We start from the raw sequence: 16,926 nt of genomic DNA, 5'->3' as shown, positions 1-16,926 counted from the left end.
CGGCCCGCACGGGCGCCACCCCCGTGGGCGCCCGGCGGGCCGGCCGACGGGTCACCCCATCGACCACTGTTGGTTCGTGCCGCCACTGCAGCTCCACAGCTGGACGGGGGTGCCGTCGGCGGTCCCCAGCCCGGCCACGTCCAGGCAGAGCCCCGACTGCACTCCGGTGACGGTCCCGTTCGGGTTGACCTGCCACTGCTGGTTGGGCTGCCCGTTGCAGGACCAGACGATGACCTTGGTGCCGTTGGTGGTGCCCTTGGCGCTGGCGTCCAGGCACAGCGTGCTGCCACCGACGGCCACGGTCAGCTGGTTCGACGCCGTTCGGGTCCAGGTCTGGTTCGCGCCGCCGCCGCAGGCGGAGATCTGCTGCTGGGTCCCCGCCGTCGTGCTCGGGTCGGTCAGGCACTTGCCCGCGGCCACCGCGCGCAGCGCGCCTGTCGTGCTCCCCGAGGAGGCCGCGTCCAGCCCCATGAAGTGGACCGCGTTGGCGGCCATCCCCGCTCCCTGGACCGGCAGTTGGTGCCCGGCTCCGGCAATGCTGTACGCCTCGACCTGGGTGGTGCCGGCGCTGTTGTTGTACCGGGTCCGGGTCCAGCCGGAGGCGGGGGTGTCGGTGGCCGACGGCGTCCGGCTCACGCCGAGGACGTCGGTCCACTGCTTGATCTCTTCACCGAAGTTGTTGTAGTTCAGGATGGTGTCGGCGGTCCCGTGCCAGAGCTGCACGCGCGGCCGCGGACCGGTGTAGCCGGGGTAGGCCGTGTTCCGCACCAGGCCGCCCCACTGCTGCGGGGTCATGGACACCCGGCCCTGCGCACAGGCCGAGTTCCAGCCGCGCACCGTTCCGGTGGCGAAGCAGTGGTAGGGCACTCCCATGAAGGCCGCGCCGGCCTTGAACACGTCGGGGTAGTCGGCGAGCATGACGTTGGTCATCATGCCGCCCGAGGACTCCCCGGTGACGTAGACGGCGTTGGCGTTGCCGCCGTAGTGCTGCTCCGCGTAGGTGATCATCGACATCAGCCCGACCGGATCGCTGCCGCCGTTGCGGGTCAGCGCCTGGTCCGAGGAGACGTCCCAGCAACTGCCGCTGGGGCTCGTCGAGGGGTAGATGACGAGGAACCCGTACTGGTCGGCGAGCGAGGCGAAGTCGGTGCTCGAGTACATGTAGGGGCCCGTGCCCTGGCAGCCGTGGAGGGCCAGCAGGATCGGCGGGTTGGGCTTGACGCCGGCCGGCACGTACACGTGCATCAGCAGGCCGGTCGGGTTGGTGCCGAAGTTCGTGACCTGGGTGAGCGAGGCGGCAGCGGCCCGTGGGGCCGCCTGCAGGCTCAGGCCCACCGCGAGGCCGACCACGGCGATGACGCCGATCAGCCTGGACACGAACGAGCGGGATCGGGACATGGGACCTCTCCGTCGATTGCATGAGCGTGAGAAGGTTCCGGCGCCACCACGGATGAAACGTCAACGATACTCGTGCCAGTCGGTCGCCGGCGTCAACAACCGTGCAGCGAACGCCCGGTGGGAGGGAGCGACAGCCTCCGAAGGCCCGGGGCCGCCCCGGCGGCCCGGACCCCCGGGCCGTCGCCCCGGCTGCGGGTTGACCGCTGCGCGGAGTATTGACAACTGGCAATGCCTGATACAGATTTCACCGAGGCAAACTTGGAGAGGCTTGCCCCGCAGAAAGTTTGTTAGCGCTAACAGGAGTGCTCGAGGGCCCGGCGCCCACCCCTTCCCTCGAGCCCCCGCCCACCCCACTCCGCGCGCCACCCGGCGGAACACCCGCGCTCGCACGACCGCCGGCACGCCCAGCCTCTCCCGGCGCGTGACTCCCCCCACCCAAGGAGAACGATCCGTCATGCCCTGGCTCAACGGAACAACCCGTCTCCGCAACGTTCTGGCGCCGGCTGCCTGTACCGCAGTCGGCGTGATCGCCGCCCTCGTCCCCGTCCCCGCCGCGCAGGCCGCCGGGGCAGGCACCCTCGGCGACGCGGCGGCCGGGAGCGGCCGCTACTTCGGCACCGCGGTGGCTGCCGGAAGGCTGGGCGACGCGACGTACGCCACCGTCCTCGACCGGGAATTCAAGATGGTCACCCCGGAGAACGAGATGAAGTGGGACACCGTCGAACCGTCCCGCGGATCGTTCAACTTCGCCCCCGCCGACGCGATCGTCAACCACGCCACCGCCCACGGCCAGCGCATGCGCGGCCACACCCTGGTCTGGCACTCCCAACTCCCCAACTGGGTCAATGCCATCGGCGACGCGAACACCCTGCGCACCGTGATGAACAACCACATCACCACCGAGATGAACCACTACAAGGGGAAGATCTACGCCTGGGACGTGGTCAACGAGGCCTTCGCCGACGGCGGCAGCGGCCAGCACCGCCCCTCGGTGTTCCAGAACCTGCTGGGCAACGGCTTCATCGAGGAGGCCTTCCGCACCGCCCGCAGCACCGATGCCTCGGCCAAGCTCTGCTACAACGACTACAGCATCGAGAACTGGACCGACGCCAAGACCCAGGGCGTCTACCGGATGGTCAAGGACTTCAAGTCCCGGGGCGTGCCGATCGACTGCGTCGGCTTCCAGAGCCACTTCGGCGCGGGCGGCCCCCCGGCGAGCCTCCGGACCACCCTCGCCAACTTCGCCGCCCTCGGCGTCGACGTCCAGCTCACCGAGCTCGACATCGCCCAGGCCTCCCCCACCGCCTACACCGCCACCGTCCAGGCCTGCCTCGACGTCCCCCGCTGCACCGGCATCACGGTCTGGGGCATCCGCGACAGCGACTCCTGGCGCACCGGAGAGAACCCCCTGCTCTTCGACAACAACGGCAACAAGAAGCCGGCCTACAGCGCCACGCTCGCCACCCTCGGCGGAGGCGGCAGCACCGGCGGCGGCATCGTCTCCGGGGCCGCCTACTCACTCACCGACGTGGCAGCGGGACGCGTCCTCGACGAGCCCGCCGGACAGAACGGCAACGGCACCGTCCTCCAGGTGTGGGACGCCAGCGGCGCCGCCAACCAGCAGTGGCGCGCCGGCCAGAACAGCGACGGCTCCTACACCCTCACCAACATCGCCAGCGGCCGCGTCCTGGACGAACCCGGGGGCAGGACCACCAACGGGACGAGGATGCAGGTCTGGGACGCCAACGGCGGCGCCAACCAGCACTGGAAGGCCACCCGCAACAGCGACGGCTCCTACACCCTCACCAACGTCGCCAGCGGCCGGGCACTGGAAACCCCGGGAGGCCAGACCGCCAACGGCACCCCCGTCCAGATCTGGGACTCCACCGGCGGCGCCAACCAGCACTGGACCCTCAGGTGAGCCCAGCCACCGGGGCGGCGCCGCAGCAGACCGATGAGGACCACGGAATCCGGCACCATCCCGGGCACTGACCCGCGTCGGGCGTGCGCGCGCTCACGGCGGCCGCGCATGTGAGCGCCAACAGAAGCCGTGTGGCAGACATCCCTACTCTCAGGAGGTTCCCGTGCGCAGACGACGTTCCAACCACCGTCGGCTGACCGTGCTGTTCACAGCGCTGCTCGCGGCCGTGGCGGCCCTGGCGACGGTGCTCGTCGCCAACCCGGCCCAGGCCGCCACCACCGGCGCCCTGCGCGGTGTGGGGTCCAACCGGTGTCTCGACGTGGCGAACGCCAGCCAGAGCGACGGCGCACCGGTGCAGATCTACGACTGCTGGAACGGTGCCAACCAGCTCTGGACGGCGACCGACAGCGGCCAGCTGACCGTCTACGGCAACAAGTGCCTGGACGTTCCCGGCCACGCCACGACGGCCGGTACCCGGGTGCAGATCTGGACCTGCAGCGGTGGCGCCAACCAGCAGTGGAAGGTCAACGCGGACGGCTCGATCGTCGGCGTCGAGTCCGGGCTGTGCCTGGACGTCACCGGCTCGGGCACGGCCAACGGCACCGCCGTGGAGATCTGGACCTGCAACGGCCGCAGCAACCAGCAGTGGAGCGGCCTGTCGTCCACCCCGACCACGCCTCCGACCGGGACGTGCGCCCTCCCCTCGACCTACCGCTGGACCTCCACCGGAGCACTCGCGCAGCCGGCCAACGGCTGGGCGGCGGTGAAGGACTTCACCGACGTCGTCTACAACGGCAAGCACCTGGTCTACGCGTCCAACGTCAACGGCTCCTCCTACGGCTCGATGATGTTCAACCCCTTCACCAACTGGTCGGACATGGCCACCACCGGCCAGACCGGCATGAACCAGGCCACCGTGGCACCCACCCTGTTCTACTTCGCACCCAAGAACATCTGGGTCCTCGCCTACCAGTGGGGCGCCTGGCCGTTCATCTACCGCACCTCCAGCGACCCCACCAACCCCAACGGCTGGTCCGCGCCGCAACCCCTGTTCACCGGCAGCATCCCCGGCGCCGCCCCCATCGACCAGACCCTGATCGCCGACGGCCAGAACATGTACCTGTTCTTCGCCGGTGACAACGGCAGCATCTACCGGGCCAGCATGCCCCTCGGCAACTTCCCCGGGAACTTCGGCTCCTCCTACACCACCGTCATGACCGACACCGTGAAGAACCTCTTCGAAGCACCCCAGGTCTACAAGGTCAAGGACCAGAACCAGTACCTCATGATCGTCGAAGCCCGCGGCGCCAACGAGCAGCGCTACTTCCGCTCCTTCACCGCCACCAGCCTGGGCGGCACCTGGACCCCCCAGGCCGCCACCGAGAGCAACCCCTTCGCCGGCAAGGCCAACAGCGGCGCCACCTGGACCAACGACATCAGCCACGGCGACCTCGTCCGCACCAACCCCGACCAGACCATGACCATCGACCCCTGCAACCTCCAACTCCTCTACCAGGGCAAGTCCCCCACCGCCACCGGCCCCTACGACCAGCTCCCCTGGCGCCCGGGCCTGCTCACCCTCCAGCGCTGATCCGCCCCGATCCCCAGCCGCCCGTCGGCTGGGGATCCTTCCTGTGCCGAGCCCCAAGCCGCCGCCGCGAACCGTCGCGGGGCGCTTTCTGCGGTTCTGCGCGGCCGACGGCTCCGGCGCGCGCGGTCCGAGGCATCCCGGAGGGACGCCGACCAGCTCGTCGAGATCTTCGAGAGCCGTGCTCCCAGCGTTCTGCGGTTGCAGTAACGAGATCGCTCATGGCTCAGGCCGCCTTCCCGTGTCACGAAGACTCCCAGTAGAAGCGTCCCTCCAACCGGTCGGGGCTGAGGAAGCCGAAGCCGTACCCGTATCCGAAGTTGAGGAAGTACCTGTCGCCGTCGTCAGGGCTGTCCTGAAGCCGGATGAAGAAGAGCCACGGCTCCTCGACCTGCGCTGTTGTGTGCGGGAACGACGCGGTCCCGCCGAGATACTCCACCAGGTCGGCGCCGAAGAAGTCGACGTCGTCAGGACTGTCGCCGCGCATGAACGCCTCCCACGCCACATCGCGGGCCACCTGCCGCTCAAGGTGGTCCGGCGCTGTCGCGAAGTCCACATGGAACTCGACAGGGATCTCCTCTTCGTCGGGGCCCCACCGCCACAGGGTCCGACCGCGGGTGTCGGTACTTCCGATGGACGCGAACGGCGGGATCCGGCCGCCAGGCTGCACGAGCAGCAGGCCGTCACCGTCCTGCGGGCCGAGGCCGCCCATGATGCGGCCGTCCTCTCCGACAAAGAGGTACGCGAGCCGGAGCTCGTCCCCGGGTACCGGAAACTGGCCGATGAACACCAGGGGGTGGCCAGTGACCGGATCGACTGGCCAGCAGGGCTCTTCGAGCCAGACCGGCTCGCCACCGAGCTTCGCGACCGGCGCGGTGACGGGCTCGTCCGCCGCCCGGAGTGTCAACGTCAGCCGGGGCAGGAACGCCGCGTCATAGGGGCCGCGCGCCCCCGCCGATGGTCGGGAGAACATGGCGAGAGCCTACGGCTCCGCGATGACAGATCGGGGCCGGCCTCCCCACGCTCGGCCGGGCCCAAGCCGGCGCTTGGACCGATCGGACGCCTCCAGTGTCGCAAGATCGGCAGCAGAGCCCGCGACTTCGCACCCGCCCGGGCACAGGAGTCAGTACCCCGACGCCAGGAACCGGCCCGGCCGGTCTCTCCCCATGATCCGGAGAACCCCGGCCGTTCGTCGGCCGGGGTTCTGCGGGTCGGGTGGGAGGGATCCGGTCAGCGCTGGAGGGTGAGCAGGCCCGGCCGGTAGGGGAGCTGGTCGTAGGGGCCGGTGGCGGTGGGGGACTTGCCCTGGTAGAGGAGTTGGAGGTTGCAGGGGTCGATGGTCATGGTCTGGTCGGGGTTGGTGCGGACGAGGTCGCCGTGGCTGATGTCGTTGGTCCAGGTGGCGCCGCTGTTGGCCTTGCCGGCGAAGGGGTTGCTCTCGGTGGCGGCCTGGGGGGTCCAGGTGCCGCCCAGGCTGGTGGCGGTGAAGGAGCGGAAGTAGCGCTGCTCGTTGGCGCCGCGGGCTTCGACGATCATGAGGTACTGGTTCTGGTCCTTGACCTTGTAGACCTGGGGTGCTTCGAAGAGGTTCTTCACGGTGTCGGTCATGACGGTGGTGTAGGAGGAGCCGAAGTTCCCGGGGAAGTTGCCGAGGGGCATGCTGGCCCGGTAGATGCTGCCGTTGTCACCGGCGAAGAACAGGTACATGTTCTGGCCGTCGGCGATCAGGGTCTGGTCGATGGGGGCGGCGCCGGGGATGCTGCCGGTGAACAGGGGTTGCGGCGCGGACCAGCCGTTGGGGTTGGTGGGGTCGCTGGAGGTGCGGTAGATGAACGGCCAGGCGCCCCACTGGTAGGCGAGGACCCAGATGTTCTTGGGTGCGAAGTAGAACAGGGTGGGTGCCACGGTGGCCTGGTTCATGCCGGTCTGGCCGGTGGTGGCCATGTCCGACCAGTTGGTGAAGGGGTTGAACATCATCGAGCCGTAGGAGGAGCCGTTGACGTTGGACGCGTAGACCAGGTGCTTGCCGTTGTAGACGACGTCGGTGAAGTCCTTCACCGCCGCCCAGCCGTTGGCCGGCTGCGCGAGTGCTCCGGTGGAGGTCCAGCGGTAGGTCGAGGGGAGGGCGCACGTCCCGGTCGGAGGCGTGGTCGGGGTCGTCCCGGACAGGCCGGTCCACTTCTGGTTGCTGCCGCCGGACCAGCAGGTGTACAGCTGGATCTTGGTGCCGTTGCCCGTGCCCGCGCCCACGGCGTCGAGGCAGAGCCCGGACCGGACGCCGGCGATCGAGCCGTCCGCGTTGGCGTTCCACCGCTGGTCGTCGCCGCCGGTGCAGTCCGTGATGACCACCGCGGTGCCGTTGCCGGTGCCCTTGTCCTTGGCCGCCAGGCACTTCTTGCCGTAGACCGTCAGCTGCTTGTCGGCGGTGTAGGTCCAGCGCTGGTTGGTCTGCCCGTTGCAGTCCCACAGCTGGGCCTGGGTGTTGTTGGCGCTGCTGAAGCCGTTGATGTCGATGCACCGCCCGGAGGCGACGCCCTTGATCTGGCCGGTGGTGTTCCCGCCGCCCGCGCCGGTGTCCGTACCAGTGCCGGGGGCCGCCTTGAGGGCGTTCATGACGGCGGTGTACGCCGCCTTGGGCTTGCCGCTCCTGTCGAACAGCAGCGGGTTCTCGCCGCCGCGCCAGGAGTCGCTGTCCCGAACTCCCCAGACCGTGATGCCGGTGCAACGGGCGACCGCCAGGCACGAGTTGACCGCATTGGCGTAGTGGGTGGCCGGGGCCTGGGCGATGTCCAGCTCGGTGATCTGGACGTCCACGCCCAGTGCGGCGAAGTTGGCGAGCGTGTTCTGGTAGCCGGCCGGTGCCCCGCCGCTGCCGAAGTGGCTCTGGAAGCCGACGCAGTCGATCGGCACGCCCCGGGACTTGAAGTCCTTGACCATCCGGTAGACGCCCTGGGTCTTGGCGTCGGTCCAGTTCTCGATGTTGTAGTCGTTGTAGCAGAGCTTGGCCGCCGGGTCGGCGGTCCGTGCGGTGCGGAACGCCTCCTCGATGAAGCCGTCGCCCAGCACGTCCTGGAAGACGGAGCTGCGGTGCTTGCCGCTGCCGCCGTCCTCGAACGCCTCGTTGACCACGTCCCAGGCGTAGATCTTCCCCTTGTAGTGCGACATCTCGGTGGTGATGTGGTTGTTCATCACACTGCGCAGGCCCGCCGCGTCCTTGATGGTCCCGACCCAGCCGGGCAGTTGGGAGTGCCAGACCAGGGTGTGGCCGCGCATCCGCTGGTTGTGTGCCGAGGCCCGGTCGACGATCCGGTCGGCGGCCCCGAAGGTGAAGTTGTTGCGGGAGGGCTCGACGGCGTCCCACTTCATCTCGTTCTCCGGGGTGACCATGCTGAACTCCCGGTCCGCGATCGCGGTGTACGCCGAGTCGCCGAGCCGCCCGGCGGCCACCGCCGTACCGAAGTACCGGCCGGACGGGGCGGCCTGGGTGCCCAGCGCGGCCGCTCCTGCGGATTCGGGGAGGAGCGCGACGACACCGGCCACCAGAGCGGCGGCCGAGGTCCCTGTCGCCACCACCCTGCGGCGCCGGCTGAGCCGGTGCATGCCCCTCATGACTCTCCTCGGGAACCGCGGGTCGTCCGGGGCGCCGCAGCGGCGTGCCCCTCGGTCGGGGGTCGGTGGGTGTGTCGCGTCATGCGGGTGGCTCTCTTCCGGGATGCCTCGATGGGAATGTCGGGGCACCCGCCACACCGGCCAGTCGGTCGGCGGGACGAGTGCCCCACACAATGAGGAGGCTTCCGGACCCGCAGGTCCGTAACGGAAAATCGGCGCCGCGCACAGGATTTCCCGGTGATGCATCTCGCAGGCGAAAAGCGTTACGCCGGGCCCGGTCGTCCGGTCGTCCCGGTCACGGCCGGGCGCCGCGCACGAGGAAGGAGGCTTGGGCGGCGAAGGCCGGGGTGCCGTCGGAGCCGTCGAGCCGGATGCCGCCGTCGCGGTGGCGCAGGACCGACCCGGGGTAGTTGTGCGCGTGCAGGGTCACCGACCCGGCGACCGATCCGGGCTCCGGGCAGAAGGTGGCGTCCTCACGGAACAGTTCGCTGCCGTCGTCGGTGCTCAGCCGCAGCCGCAGGTCCCGATGGCGCAGGTAACGGCCGTCGGCGGCCCGGAAGGTGACGCACCGCGGGTCGGCCAGGCCGGCCAGCACCGTGAAGGCGGCCCGCTGCCGGGCCTGGGGGCTGCTGGACGCGTCGACCCGGCCGAGGGTCGCGACGTCACCGGTGTACGTGAGGTACTGGCCGGGCTGGTCCACCGCCTCCAACGACTGGACGCCCAACGGGACGACAGCCGGCACTACGGACGGACCGGCGGACGGACCGGCGGACGGACCAACGGCGGACGGTCCGGCGGACGGAGTCACCGGGGCCTGCGCGCCGCCCGTGGGGGCGGCGGTGACAGCGGGCTGCCGGGGCCCCTGTTCGGGCCAGACCGCGTAGGTGGTGGCGGCCCCGGCGACGAGCACCGCCGCGGTGCCGAGCGCGGCCAGCGGATGCGCGGTCACCGCGGAGAGCTTGGCGACCAGCGGCCCGTGCAGACCGGCTCCCCCGGTCGCCGTGCCGGCGGCGACGGGCGACCCGGCCGAGCCGAAAGCGACGGGCGGCCCGACGGCGGCGGACGCGACCGAGCCGAAGCCGGCCCCGGCGGCGCCCGCGGCCGCCGCCCCCGGCAGCAGACCCTTGGCGACCAGCGCGGCGAGCAGCCCGACCGGGACCACCAGCGGTGCGACACCGAGCAGCAGGCGCTCGGCCGGGATACGTTCCGCCGTCGGGGCGCAGAGCGGGCACTCCCGGGTGTGTCGCGCGATCCGTTTGCGCCACACCGACGACGGGAGACCGTCCCAGCCGCCAACGGTCCCGTCCAACTGCGGACAGCGCGGGTCGGCGTTCAGCGCGGCCACGATCGTCCGGCTCAGGTCCAGTTGCTCGCGCATGCGTTGCAGGCGCACCCCGACGTGGGCGGCGGTGAGCCCCGTCGCGGCGGCGATCTCGTCACGGCTCAGCGCGCCGGCGCCCTCCTGCCACCAGAGCGCCCACAGTGCCCGGTGGTCCGGGTCGAGCCAGCGGCCGGCTTCCACGACCTGGCGCCGCTCGTCCGACACGTGCAGCCTGAGGATCGTCAGGTCCTCGAGGCGGGCGTGGGCGTCCGGTATCCGCTCCGCCTCCTCGATCACCGCGCGCCGGTCCGCGACGACGCGCTGCCGGTGCCGGTGGGTGCTGATCTGACGGAGCGCGATCAACACCAGCCAGGACCGGAAGCTCTCCGGCTCGCGCAGGGCGGGCAGGTCCCGCACCACGCGCAGCAGGGTCTCCTGGACGACGTCGTCCACGTCGGCGTGGCCGCTCAGCGCCCGCCCGACGATGTTGTAGAGCAGCGGCAGGTACGCGGCGAGCAGGTCCTCGCGCGCCCGCTCGTCCCCCGCCCGTGCCGCGGCCACCAGGTCCGTGCGGTCCGTGTCGATGAGCCCCATCCCCACCTCGCTCAAGGGGAGTCCGCCGCCGAGTGCGGCGCTGACGCGCCGTCGCGTCAAGGCGCCACACCCTAGCGTCGGCAGCGGACCCGGCCAAAACCCGGCGCGGCCGGGTTGCTCCGGGACGAGGCCCCTCGGGGCTGCCGGAGCGGCAGCCCCGAGACCGGTGCCGCCTGCCCCTTCGCTCCGCGCCCCGGCCACCGGGTGGGCCCACCGCCCCGCCCGGGCAGGGGGAGGAGCGGCGGACAGGTCGGGTCATGTGCCGGCGCCGGGCTCCTGGTCTCCGTGGGCCTGGCGGAGCTGTTCGTTGATGCGCAGGGCCTCTTCGAGCTGGTCCTCCAGGACGACGATGCGGCAGGCCGCCTCGATGGGGGTGCCCTGACCGACCAGGTCCCGGGCGCGCATGGCGATGCGCAGCTGGTAGCGGGAGTAGCGGCGGTGTCCGCCGTCGGAGCGCAGTGGGGTGATGAGGCGGTGTTCGCCGAGGGCCCGTAGGAAGGCGGGGGTGGTGCCGGTCATCTCGGCGGCGCGGCCCATGGTGTAGGCGGGGTAGTCGTCGTCGTCGAGTTTGTCGGGTGTGTCGGAGCTGGCCGTTGTAGTCACTGCACCTCTCTGGTTCTCGGGGAGAACGCGTCGAGGGGCCCCGGCGCCGTCTCGGCTCCGGGGCCCCGAAGGGGAACAACACCATCTACCGGCCTCGGGCCGGCCCTCTTGCTTCCGCGCCGCCCCGGGGGGATGGGGTGCGCGGGGATCGCGTGTGCGTGACCGGAAACCACCGTCCTTCGTGTCTTGAGGGAGGTCTGCGGTGTCCGCCCGGACGAGACGCTGCTCGCGGGCCGGGCGATCCTGATGGCGCTTGTGCCCTCCGTTCATCCTCTGCACTGCTCGGTCGTTTTTCGGGTCCTGCGTACCCGGCACGCGCGCCCGCAGCCTGGACGCCTTTGCCGGGATCCTGCTCGTTCTCCGGCTGCTGTCACCACTGGTGGCGGCCCCTGACACCTGCGGGCCGCCCGGTCCGGCGGCCAGCCCCGTCGCCTGTCGTGCACACCTGGCTTCGGAACTCCACCGCCGGACCGATCCTGCGAACTTCCGTCCAACAACCCGGCCAGTTCGTGTCTGGCGGGTATCGCCGACTGCTGTCTACGAGAGAAACGTTAGACCGACCAACGGGCAATGTCTACTCCCGCGAGAACAGATTTTGCCGCACGGGCGAGACAGGTAGTCTTCCGCTGCGCGGGCGGCCACCCCGGCCGGCCGCCGCGCATCCGAGGCGACGACGGCACCGCACAGGGAGGCGGCAGTGGAACACCCCGCACCCGCGGCACCGGCCACGACCCGGGACGGGCAGACGGACCTCATCGGGGCGATCACCGAAGCGGTCCGCGACGGCGACGGCCGCACCGTCCGACGGTTGCTGGCCCGCTTCGCCGACAGGGCCACCGTCACCGACCTCTACGCCCTGTGCGACGCCCTCCACACCGTCCGGCGCCGGACCGTGTGACCCCGCGCCGCTCCGGGCCTGCCCGGTCGAGCCGGCCACCCGACCGGGGGCGGGCCCGCGCAGGGCGAAGGGAGCAACACGCACTCGGGTGCCGCCCGGTGTATGGCCGGAGGCGCCAGTGGGTAGAACCCGGTCAGGAAGAGGACCCGGCCGGCATTCCCCCCACGGAATGCACGACCGGGCCCAGGTAAGGCACCCGGGCCGCCCCAGCGCTCCCCCCACGGAGCAGGCAGAGGCGGCCCGCTCCTTGCGCGCTCACCGACACGCACAGTACATGCCAAATCGACGGAGCGCTACCAGGGGCCCACCGATCGTTCGGTAGCCGGTGATCGACCGTCAGCCCTCGGCATCCGATCGCGGAAACAGGGCCGGGAAAACCGGAACACGGGTTCACACTTGTGGTGTGGCGGAGAACCTCGGGCCGCGCACGAGCTGGACCTTCCTGACCCAGCACGCCCGGGTCCTGATGCCGATCTCGCGCGACACGGAGGTGCGCGTGCGGGATCTGACCGCCGCGTGCGGGCTGACCGAGCGGGCGGTGCAGGCGATCGTCACCGACCTGGAGAGCGCCGGCTACCTGACCCGCTCCCGCCACGGGCGCCGCAACCACTACCAGGTGGTGCGGCACACCTTCTTCCGGCACCCGGCCGAAGCCGGGCACGAGATCGGCGACTTCCTGGCGCTGTTCGCCGACCCACCGTCCGGCCCAGGCCCCGACGCCGACCGTGACCTTCGTCCCCGGGGTGATCATCATGAGGACCACGACCAGTGATCGCGCCCTCGGCCGGTTCGTCGGCCGCGCGCTCCCATGCCCCGACTGCGGCATGCCGCGGGCGTGGGAACAGGCGGCCGTCGGGACGCTCGACGGACATCCGACCGGCATCTGGCAGCCGGCCGCCTGCCCCGATCCCGTCTGTCGGGCCGCCTCGCGCCGCAACGCCGCCGATCGCCACCGGGCAGGGGGTGGGCGCGATGGACGATGAGTTCGTCGAGGTGAGCGAGGACGGCCTGCCGGTGGCGGCCTGCGCCAAGCTCACCGAGCTGAGGGACCTGGCCCACTCGGCAGCGGCCTGCTGGGACACCGGTGACCGACCCGGCGCGTTCGCCGCAGTCAGCGCAGCCATCCCGGTGGCCGCCGCGGCCGCGACCGCGTTGAACATCCTGCTCGAACTCGAACAGGCCGAGATCCGGTTCGCGGAGAGACAGCGCCGGCACCGGCAGGACGGTGCGGCCGCGTGGTCGGCCGAGCCTTCCACCCGCCCGTGAGGCGGCGATGCGCCCGAGCGACCCGGACGGGGAACGCACGCCGTGAGGACGTGAGGACCCGCGACGCCTCGTCCACCCACCGCCCTGTCAGCGCGCCGGCGCTGCGGACCACCGCCGAGGTGCGCATGGAACCGCGCGTCCGGGGCATCCGACCGACGCGGGCCCGACCGATTCCCCCCCTCGGCCGGGCCCGCCAGCCCCGGCGGTCGGCGCGGGCGCTGGATCTTCACCGGTCCGGACCCGGTGGCACCAGCCGCCCGTCCGAGCAGTCCATGTGCGGACGGCACGTCAGATCTGCTGCGGGCAATGGCACTTGCAGGCGGGCAGTCCCGTTCGGGCGCGCCTGCGGGGGCGGAGGCTTCGAGGCGGTGCGGTTGCGGCGGCGGCGAGAGCGGTGCCGAATCGACAGGGGCCCACCCGGCCCACACCAGCTCCGGGCCCTGACACGAGGGCCGGTCACCGAACCGAAGGATTTCGTAATGAGCAAGGTGCAGGAATCGATCGACGTGGACGTGCCGATCAGCACCGCCTACAACCAGTGGACGCAGTTCGAGGACTTCCCGCTGTTCATGGACGGCGTCGAGGAGATCACGCAGATCGACGACCGGCACAACCACTGGAAGACGAAGATCGCCGGTGTCAGCCGGGAGTTCGACACCGAGATCGTCGACCAGGTCCCGGACGACCACGTCAGCTGGCGCACCACCAGCGGCGACGTGAAGCAGACCGGCATGGTCTCCTTCCAACCCCTGGACGCCCGCCACACCCGCATCGTCATGTCCATGGACTACCAGCCCGAAGGACTGGCCGAGAAGGCCGCCGACATGATGAACATGCTCGACCGACAGGTCAAGGGCGACCTCAAGCGCTTCAAGCACTTCATCGAGGAACGCGGCACCGAGACCGGCAGCTACCGCGAACGCCTCTGAACGACGTCCGACACCCCACCACGCCGGGGCGGGCCCACCACCCGGTGGACCCGCCCCGACGCCGTTCACCGACCCCGGCGGGCGGTCAGGTGTGCAGGAGACTGTTGCGGCCGTCGTGGCCGTCGGCCGCCTCCTCGTCGAACCAGTAGTCGCCATGAGCGAGGTAACGGAAGCCGAGCCGCTGGTCGTGGGGGAGCGCGACCGTCACCGCCCGGCTGCCGTCCGGGCGTGCGGTCAACGGGTGGGCACCCGGCCGCCACTCGTTGAAGTCCCCCACCACACTGGCCTCCCCCGCCGGGTGGCCGACGGGGAGAACGAAGGTGACCTGGGTGTGCTTCTTGTTCCGGCTGCGTTCCAGCATGGGGACTGATCACTCCTCGGAGTTCAGGACGATGTCCCTCGATACTCACCCCGTCGGCGCGGAAAGCACGGCGCGCAGGCGCGGGGACGGCCCCGATGTCACCCGGGCGCAGCAGCCGCGGACGCTACGGCCGGCTCTGCCGTAGCCCCAGGCCACGCCCCGGCCGGTCGGTGGGGCCGGCCGCCCTGCGGCCTTCGCCGCGCGGGCCCGGTTCAGCCGCGCGGGCCCGGTTCAGCCGGGGCGCACGCCGTGGTCGCACGTCGGGCAGATCCGTCCAGCCCAGCGCGGCGGCCACCAGCGCCCGTTCGGTCCGGCCGGCTGCCAGGGATCGCTGAGCATCAGCGCGGTGTCCCGCCCGCACACCGTGACCAGCCCGGGGTCCCGGGGCACCTCGGGGTCGGAGGGCGCCGCGTGCACCAGATGGACCTCCGAGGGCTCCGGGGGCTCGCCGGCGATCAGCATCAGCGGGGCGTCGGCGGGCTCCGTCAGCTCGAGCAGGACGACGACGGGCATGGGCACCACCCTGAGGCCACCCACGCGGATCCGCACCCCGTGCCCGACCTGCCGCCGTCAGGGGAGGACGCCCGTGGGACGCGCCCCTCCCGTTCCTACCCGCGGGAGCCGGACCTCCCCCTGAAGAAGAAGCCCACCAGCCACAGCACCAGGAGTCCCAGGGCGACCCACCACAGCACGTGGACCGCGAAGCCGGCGCCGAACAGGATCAAAATCAACAGCAGGACAAGCAGCAGAGCGACCATCGTCATCACCTTCTCGAACCGCGTATGTCCGGCTGCCGGCGGCCGCAATCGCCACCCTGCCCACAAGGTTCCGGGCGCCGGGTACGCGGGAACGTGCCCGTGCGGCGGGGCGGCTGCACGTGCGGCCCCTCGCGGGGCCTGCGGCGGCACCTGGGATCATGAACGCATGCCCGAGGAATCGAACCTGCTGTCAGGCCTGTGGCCGCTTGTGCCGTCCGGTGCGACCGACTGGTTGCTGGAGCTGTGCGGCGATGGTGCGACCGGGTTCATGCCGCCGGCGATGCCCGATGCCGTCTGGGTGCTCAACGCCATGTACGAGCACGAGCAGGGGCCGTCCGAGGTGTCGTACCACGAGTACCGCCAGGCGCGTCTGGCGGACGGGAGCGTCCGACCCGCCACCTTTGCGGGCATCGACCTCGAAGCGGGTGTCACCACGGGAGGCGGACTGGGCCGCGCCGAGCACCCCGGCCGCAACTGGCGGCGGCTGCGCTGGGCGGAACTCGCCCGGCGCACCGGCAATCCCGTCGTGCCCGACGGGCTGCTGCCCTCCCGCCGCTGTTTTCCCTCGGCCAAGAAAGAGGGCAGCTGGCCGCTCGGTATCGTCCCGCCCACCGAGGGGAGCCTGGACCGTGAGACATGGACCCGGCTGATCGCCGTCCTCACCGAGCACAGCCCCGCAGGTCCGGACACCCGCTGCCTGGCGTACCACAACCCGTTGATGCTCAGGACCGCCGACTTCGACAACCTCCATGTGCGGGCGGGACGCCTCGGCGATGCCGCGGTCCTGTACGACCATCCCGAGGTCGACTTCAGCCCCTCCAACCTCTGGGCGGAGGACCGCTCATGGGTCCTGTGCACCGACTACGACCTGTGGGCCACCAAGGTCGCCGGACCCCCGTGCCTGATCGAAGAGCTGCTGAACGACCCCGGGATCGAAGCGGTACGACTGCCCTGGGCTCCCTGACGACGAGCTGCACCGGGCCGTCCCCGGCCTCGGAGCGGCGTGGTGGAGCATCACCGGCCGGGGTGCGGCTCCTGGAGTCGCCGGGAATGGGACGAATCGGTAGGAGTCGGGAATACCGGCCGGGAGTCGGGGCATGCGATGCCCGACCGATCAATCGACTCGAAGGGGAGTGCAGCCATGAGCAAGCTGCAGGAATCGATCGACGTGGACGTGCCGATCAGCACCGCCTACAACCAGTGGACGCAGTTCGAGGACTTCCCGCTGTTCATGGACGGCGTCGAGGAGATCACGCAGATCGACGACCGGCACAACCACTGGAAGACGAAGATCGCCGGTGTCAGCCGGGAGTTCGACACCGAGATCGTCGACCAGGTCCCGGACGACCACGTCAGCTGGCGCACCACCAGCGGCGACGTGAAGCAGACCGGCATGGTCTCCTTCCAACCCCTGGACGCCCGCCACACCCGCATCGTCATGTCCATGGACTACCAGCCCGAAGGACTGGCCGAGAAGGCCGCCGACATGATGAACATGCTCGACCGACAGGTCAAGGGCGACCTCAAGCGCTTCAAGCACTTCATCGAGGAACGCGGCACCGAGACCGGCAGCTACCGCGAACGCCTCTGAACGACGTCCGACACCCCACCACCCCGGGGCGGGCCCACCACCCGGTGGACCCGCCGTGTAGGCCCGGTGCTCCGGGGCAGGCGTACAGG

General features: G+C 70.9%; 15 protein-coding genes and 1 pseudogene. 8 read left to right on the top strand and 8 right to left on the bottom strand.

The features are described 5' to 3' along the window. Positions 1–51 precede the first annotated feature (51 nt). Positions 52–1,398 carry an extracellular catalytic domain type 1 short-chain-length polyhydroxyalkanoate depolymerase gene (locus ABEB06_RS32905; RefSeq protein ID WP_345700564.1) on the bottom strand — a complete coding sequence of 449 codons (1,347 nt, stop codon included), beginning with the start codon at positions 1,396–1,398 and terminating at the stop codon, positions 52–54. A 454-nt stretch (positions 1,399–1,852) separates the two neighbouring features. Here ABEB06_RS32905 and ABEB06_RS32900 point away from each other — a divergent pair. After that, positions 1,853–3,316: pseudogene (locus tag ABEB06_RS32900) on the top strand (glycoside hydrolase family 10 protein); the annotation flags it as partial. A gap of 166 nt (positions 3,317–3,482) precedes the next feature. After that, positions 3,483–4,910: a non-reducing end alpha-L-arabinofuranosidase family hydrolase gene (locus ABEB06_RS32895; protein WP_345700562.1), complete on the top strand. Its 1,428-nt coding sequence runs from the start codon at positions 3,483–3,485 to the stop codon at positions 4,908–4,910. Positions 4,911–5,151: 241 nt separating this feature from the next. Here the strand turns inward: ABEB06_RS32895 and ABEB06_RS32890 are convergent, their stop codons facing one another. From ABEB06_RS32890 to ABEB06_RS32875, 4 genes are all read right to left on the bottom strand, one after another. After that, positions 5,152–5,880, bottom strand: a complete 729-nt coding sequence (locus tag ABEB06_RS32890) for a hypothetical protein (protein WP_345700561.1) — start codon at positions 5,878–5,880, stop codon at positions 5,152–5,154. A gap of 257 nt (positions 5,881–6,137) precedes the next feature. Continuing rightward, on the bottom strand, positions 6,138–8,516 hold the full coding sequence (locus ABEB06_RS32885; RefSeq protein ID WP_345700560.1) for a non-reducing end alpha-L-arabinofuranosidase family hydrolase: 2,379 nt from the start codon (positions 8,514–8,516) through the stop codon (positions 6,138–6,140). A gap of 295 nt (positions 8,517–8,811) precedes the next feature. Further along, positions 8,812–10,431 carry a sigma-70 family RNA polymerase sigma factor gene (locus ABEB06_RS32880; RefSeq protein WP_345700559.1) on the bottom strand — a complete coding sequence of 540 codons (1,620 nt, stop codon included), beginning with the start codon at positions 10,429–10,431 and terminating at the stop codon, positions 8,812–8,814. Positions 10,432–10,686: 255 nt separating this feature from the next. Continuing rightward, on the bottom strand, positions 10,687–10,968 hold the full coding sequence (locus ABEB06_RS32875) for a helix-turn-helix domain-containing protein (protein ID WP_345702068.1): 282 nt from the start codon (positions 10,966–10,968) through the stop codon (positions 10,687–10,689). A gap of 763 nt (positions 10,969–11,731) precedes the next feature. On the opposite strand from ABEB06_RS32875, the gene ABEB06_RS32870 reads away from it, so the two are divergent. The 4 genes from ABEB06_RS32870 (at position 11,732) to ABEB06_RS32855 (ending at position 14,127) form a co-directional block, all read left to right on the top strand. Further along, entirely contained in the window at positions 11,732–11,932 is a 201-nt protein-coding gene (locus tag ABEB06_RS32870) for a hypothetical protein (protein ID WP_345700558.1), read from the top strand. Between the two features lie 403 nt (positions 11,933–12,335). Beyond that, a complete protein-coding gene (locus tag ABEB06_RS32865; protein ID WP_345700557.1) occupies positions 12,336–12,704 on the top strand; it encodes a helix-turn-helix transcriptional regulator in 369 nt (122 codons plus the stop codon). 200 nt (positions 12,705–12,904) lie between these two features. After that, positions 12,905–13,198 carry a hypothetical protein gene (locus ABEB06_RS32860; protein ID WP_345700556.1) on the top strand — a complete coding sequence of 98 codons (294 nt, stop codon included), beginning with the start codon at positions 12,905–12,907 and terminating at the stop codon, positions 13,196–13,198. Positions 13,199–13,677: 479 nt separating this feature from the next. After that, on the top strand, positions 13,678–14,127 hold the full coding sequence (locus ABEB06_RS32855; RefSeq protein WP_345700555.1) for an SRPBCC family protein: 450 nt from the start codon (positions 13,678–13,680) through the stop codon (positions 14,125–14,127). Positions 14,128–14,212: 85 nt separating this feature from the next. Here the strand turns inward: ABEB06_RS32855 and ABEB06_RS32850 are convergent, their stop codons facing one another. The 3 genes from ABEB06_RS32850 to ABEB06_RS32840 all read right to left on the bottom strand — a co-directional run bounded on the left by ABEB06_RS32850 (position 14,213) and on the right by ABEB06_RS32840 (position 15,246). Next, positions 14,213–14,488, bottom strand: coding sequence for an isoamylase early set domain-containing protein (locus ABEB06_RS32850; protein WP_345700554.1), 276 nt, complete (start codon positions 14,486–14,488; stop codon positions 14,213–14,215). 231 nt (positions 14,489–14,719) lie between these two features. Beyond that, positions 14,720–15,001: a hypothetical protein gene (locus tag ABEB06_RS32845; protein WP_345700553.1), complete on the bottom strand. Its 282-nt coding sequence runs from the start codon at positions 14,999–15,001 to the stop codon at positions 14,720–14,722. Positions 15,002–15,096: 95 nt separating this feature from the next. After that, the gene (locus ABEB06_RS32840) at positions 15,097–15,246 is read right to left on the bottom strand and encodes a hydrophobic protein (protein ID WP_345702067.1); all 150 of its coding nucleotides are present in this window, start codon (positions 15,244–15,246) and stop codon (positions 15,097–15,099) included. Between the two features lie 166 nt (positions 15,247–15,412). On the opposite strand from ABEB06_RS32840, the gene ABEB06_RS32835 reads away from it, so the two are divergent. Together ABEB06_RS32835 and ABEB06_RS32830 are read left to right on the top strand one after the other, a co-directional pair. Continuing rightward, positions 15,413–16,210, top strand: a complete 798-nt coding sequence (locus ABEB06_RS32835; protein WP_345700552.1) for a hypothetical protein — start codon at positions 15,413–15,415, stop codon at positions 16,208–16,210. Between the two features lie 177 nt (positions 16,211–16,387). Next, positions 16,388–16,837 carry an SRPBCC family protein gene (locus ABEB06_RS32830; RefSeq protein WP_345700551.1) on the top strand — a complete coding sequence of 150 codons (450 nt, stop codon included), beginning with the start codon at positions 16,388–16,390 and terminating at the stop codon, positions 16,835–16,837. The last annotated feature ends 89 nt before the right edge of the window (positions 16,838–16,926 follow it).

The sequence above is a fragment of the Kitasatospora terrestris genome, from assembly GCF_039542905.1.
Lineage (GTDB): Bacteria > Actinomycetota > Actinomycetes > Streptomycetales > Streptomycetaceae > Kitasatospora > Kitasatospora terrestris.
This window is presented reverse-complemented; position numbering and strand designations above follow the sequence as displayed.

What these genes read in the sequence shown, in the direction of transcription:
- ABEB06_RS32905 (WP_345700564.1), bottom strand. Translation starts at nt 1,398, where the DNA reads ATGTCCCGATCCCGCTCGTTCGTGTCCAGGCTGATCGGCGTCATCGCC.
- ABEB06_RS32890 (WP_345700561.1), bottom strand. Translation starts at nt 5,880, where the DNA reads ATGTTCTCCCGACCATCGGCGGGGGCGCGCGGCCCCTATGACGCGGCG.
- ABEB06_RS32885 (WP_345700560.1), bottom strand. Translation starts at nt 8,516, where the DNA reads ATGAGGGGCATGCACCGGCTCAGCCGGCGCCGCAGGGTGGTGGCGACA.
- ABEB06_RS32880 (WP_345700559.1), bottom strand. Translation starts at nt 10,431, where the DNA reads ATGGGGCTCATCGACACGGACCGCACGGACCTGGTGGCCGCGGCACGG.
- ABEB06_RS32875 (WP_345702068.1), bottom strand. Translation starts at nt 10,968, where the DNA reads ATGGGCCGCGCCGCCGAGATGACCGGCACCACCCCCGCCTTCCTACGG.
- ABEB06_RS32860 (WP_345700556.1), top strand. Translation starts at nt 12,905, where the DNA reads ATGGACGATGAGTTCGTCGAGGTGAGCGAGGACGGCCTGCCGGTGGCG.
- ABEB06_RS32855 (WP_345700555.1), top strand. Translation starts at nt 13,678, where the DNA reads ATGAGCAAGGTGCAGGAATCGATCGACGTGGACGTGCCGATCAGCACC.
- ABEB06_RS32850 (WP_345700554.1), bottom strand. Translation starts at nt 14,488, where the DNA reads ATGCTGGAACGCAGCCGGAACAAGAAGCACACCCAGGTCACCTTCGTT.
- ABEB06_RS32845 (WP_345700553.1), bottom strand. Translation starts at nt 15,001, where the DNA reads ATGCCCGTCGTCGTCCTGCTCGAGCTGACGGAGCCCGCCGACGCCCCG.
- ABEB06_RS32840 (WP_345702067.1), bottom strand. Translation starts at nt 15,246, where the DNA reads ATGGTCGCTCTGCTGCTTGTCCTGCTGTTGATTTTGATCCTGTTCGGC.
- ABEB06_RS32835 (WP_345700552.1), top strand. Translation starts at nt 15,413, where the DNA reads ATGCCCGAGGAATCGAACCTGCTGTCAGGCCTGTGGCCGCTTGTGCCG.
- ABEB06_RS32830 (WP_345700551.1), top strand. Translation starts at nt 16,388, where the DNA reads ATGAGCAAGCTGCAGGAATCGATCGACGTGGACGTGCCGATCAGCACC.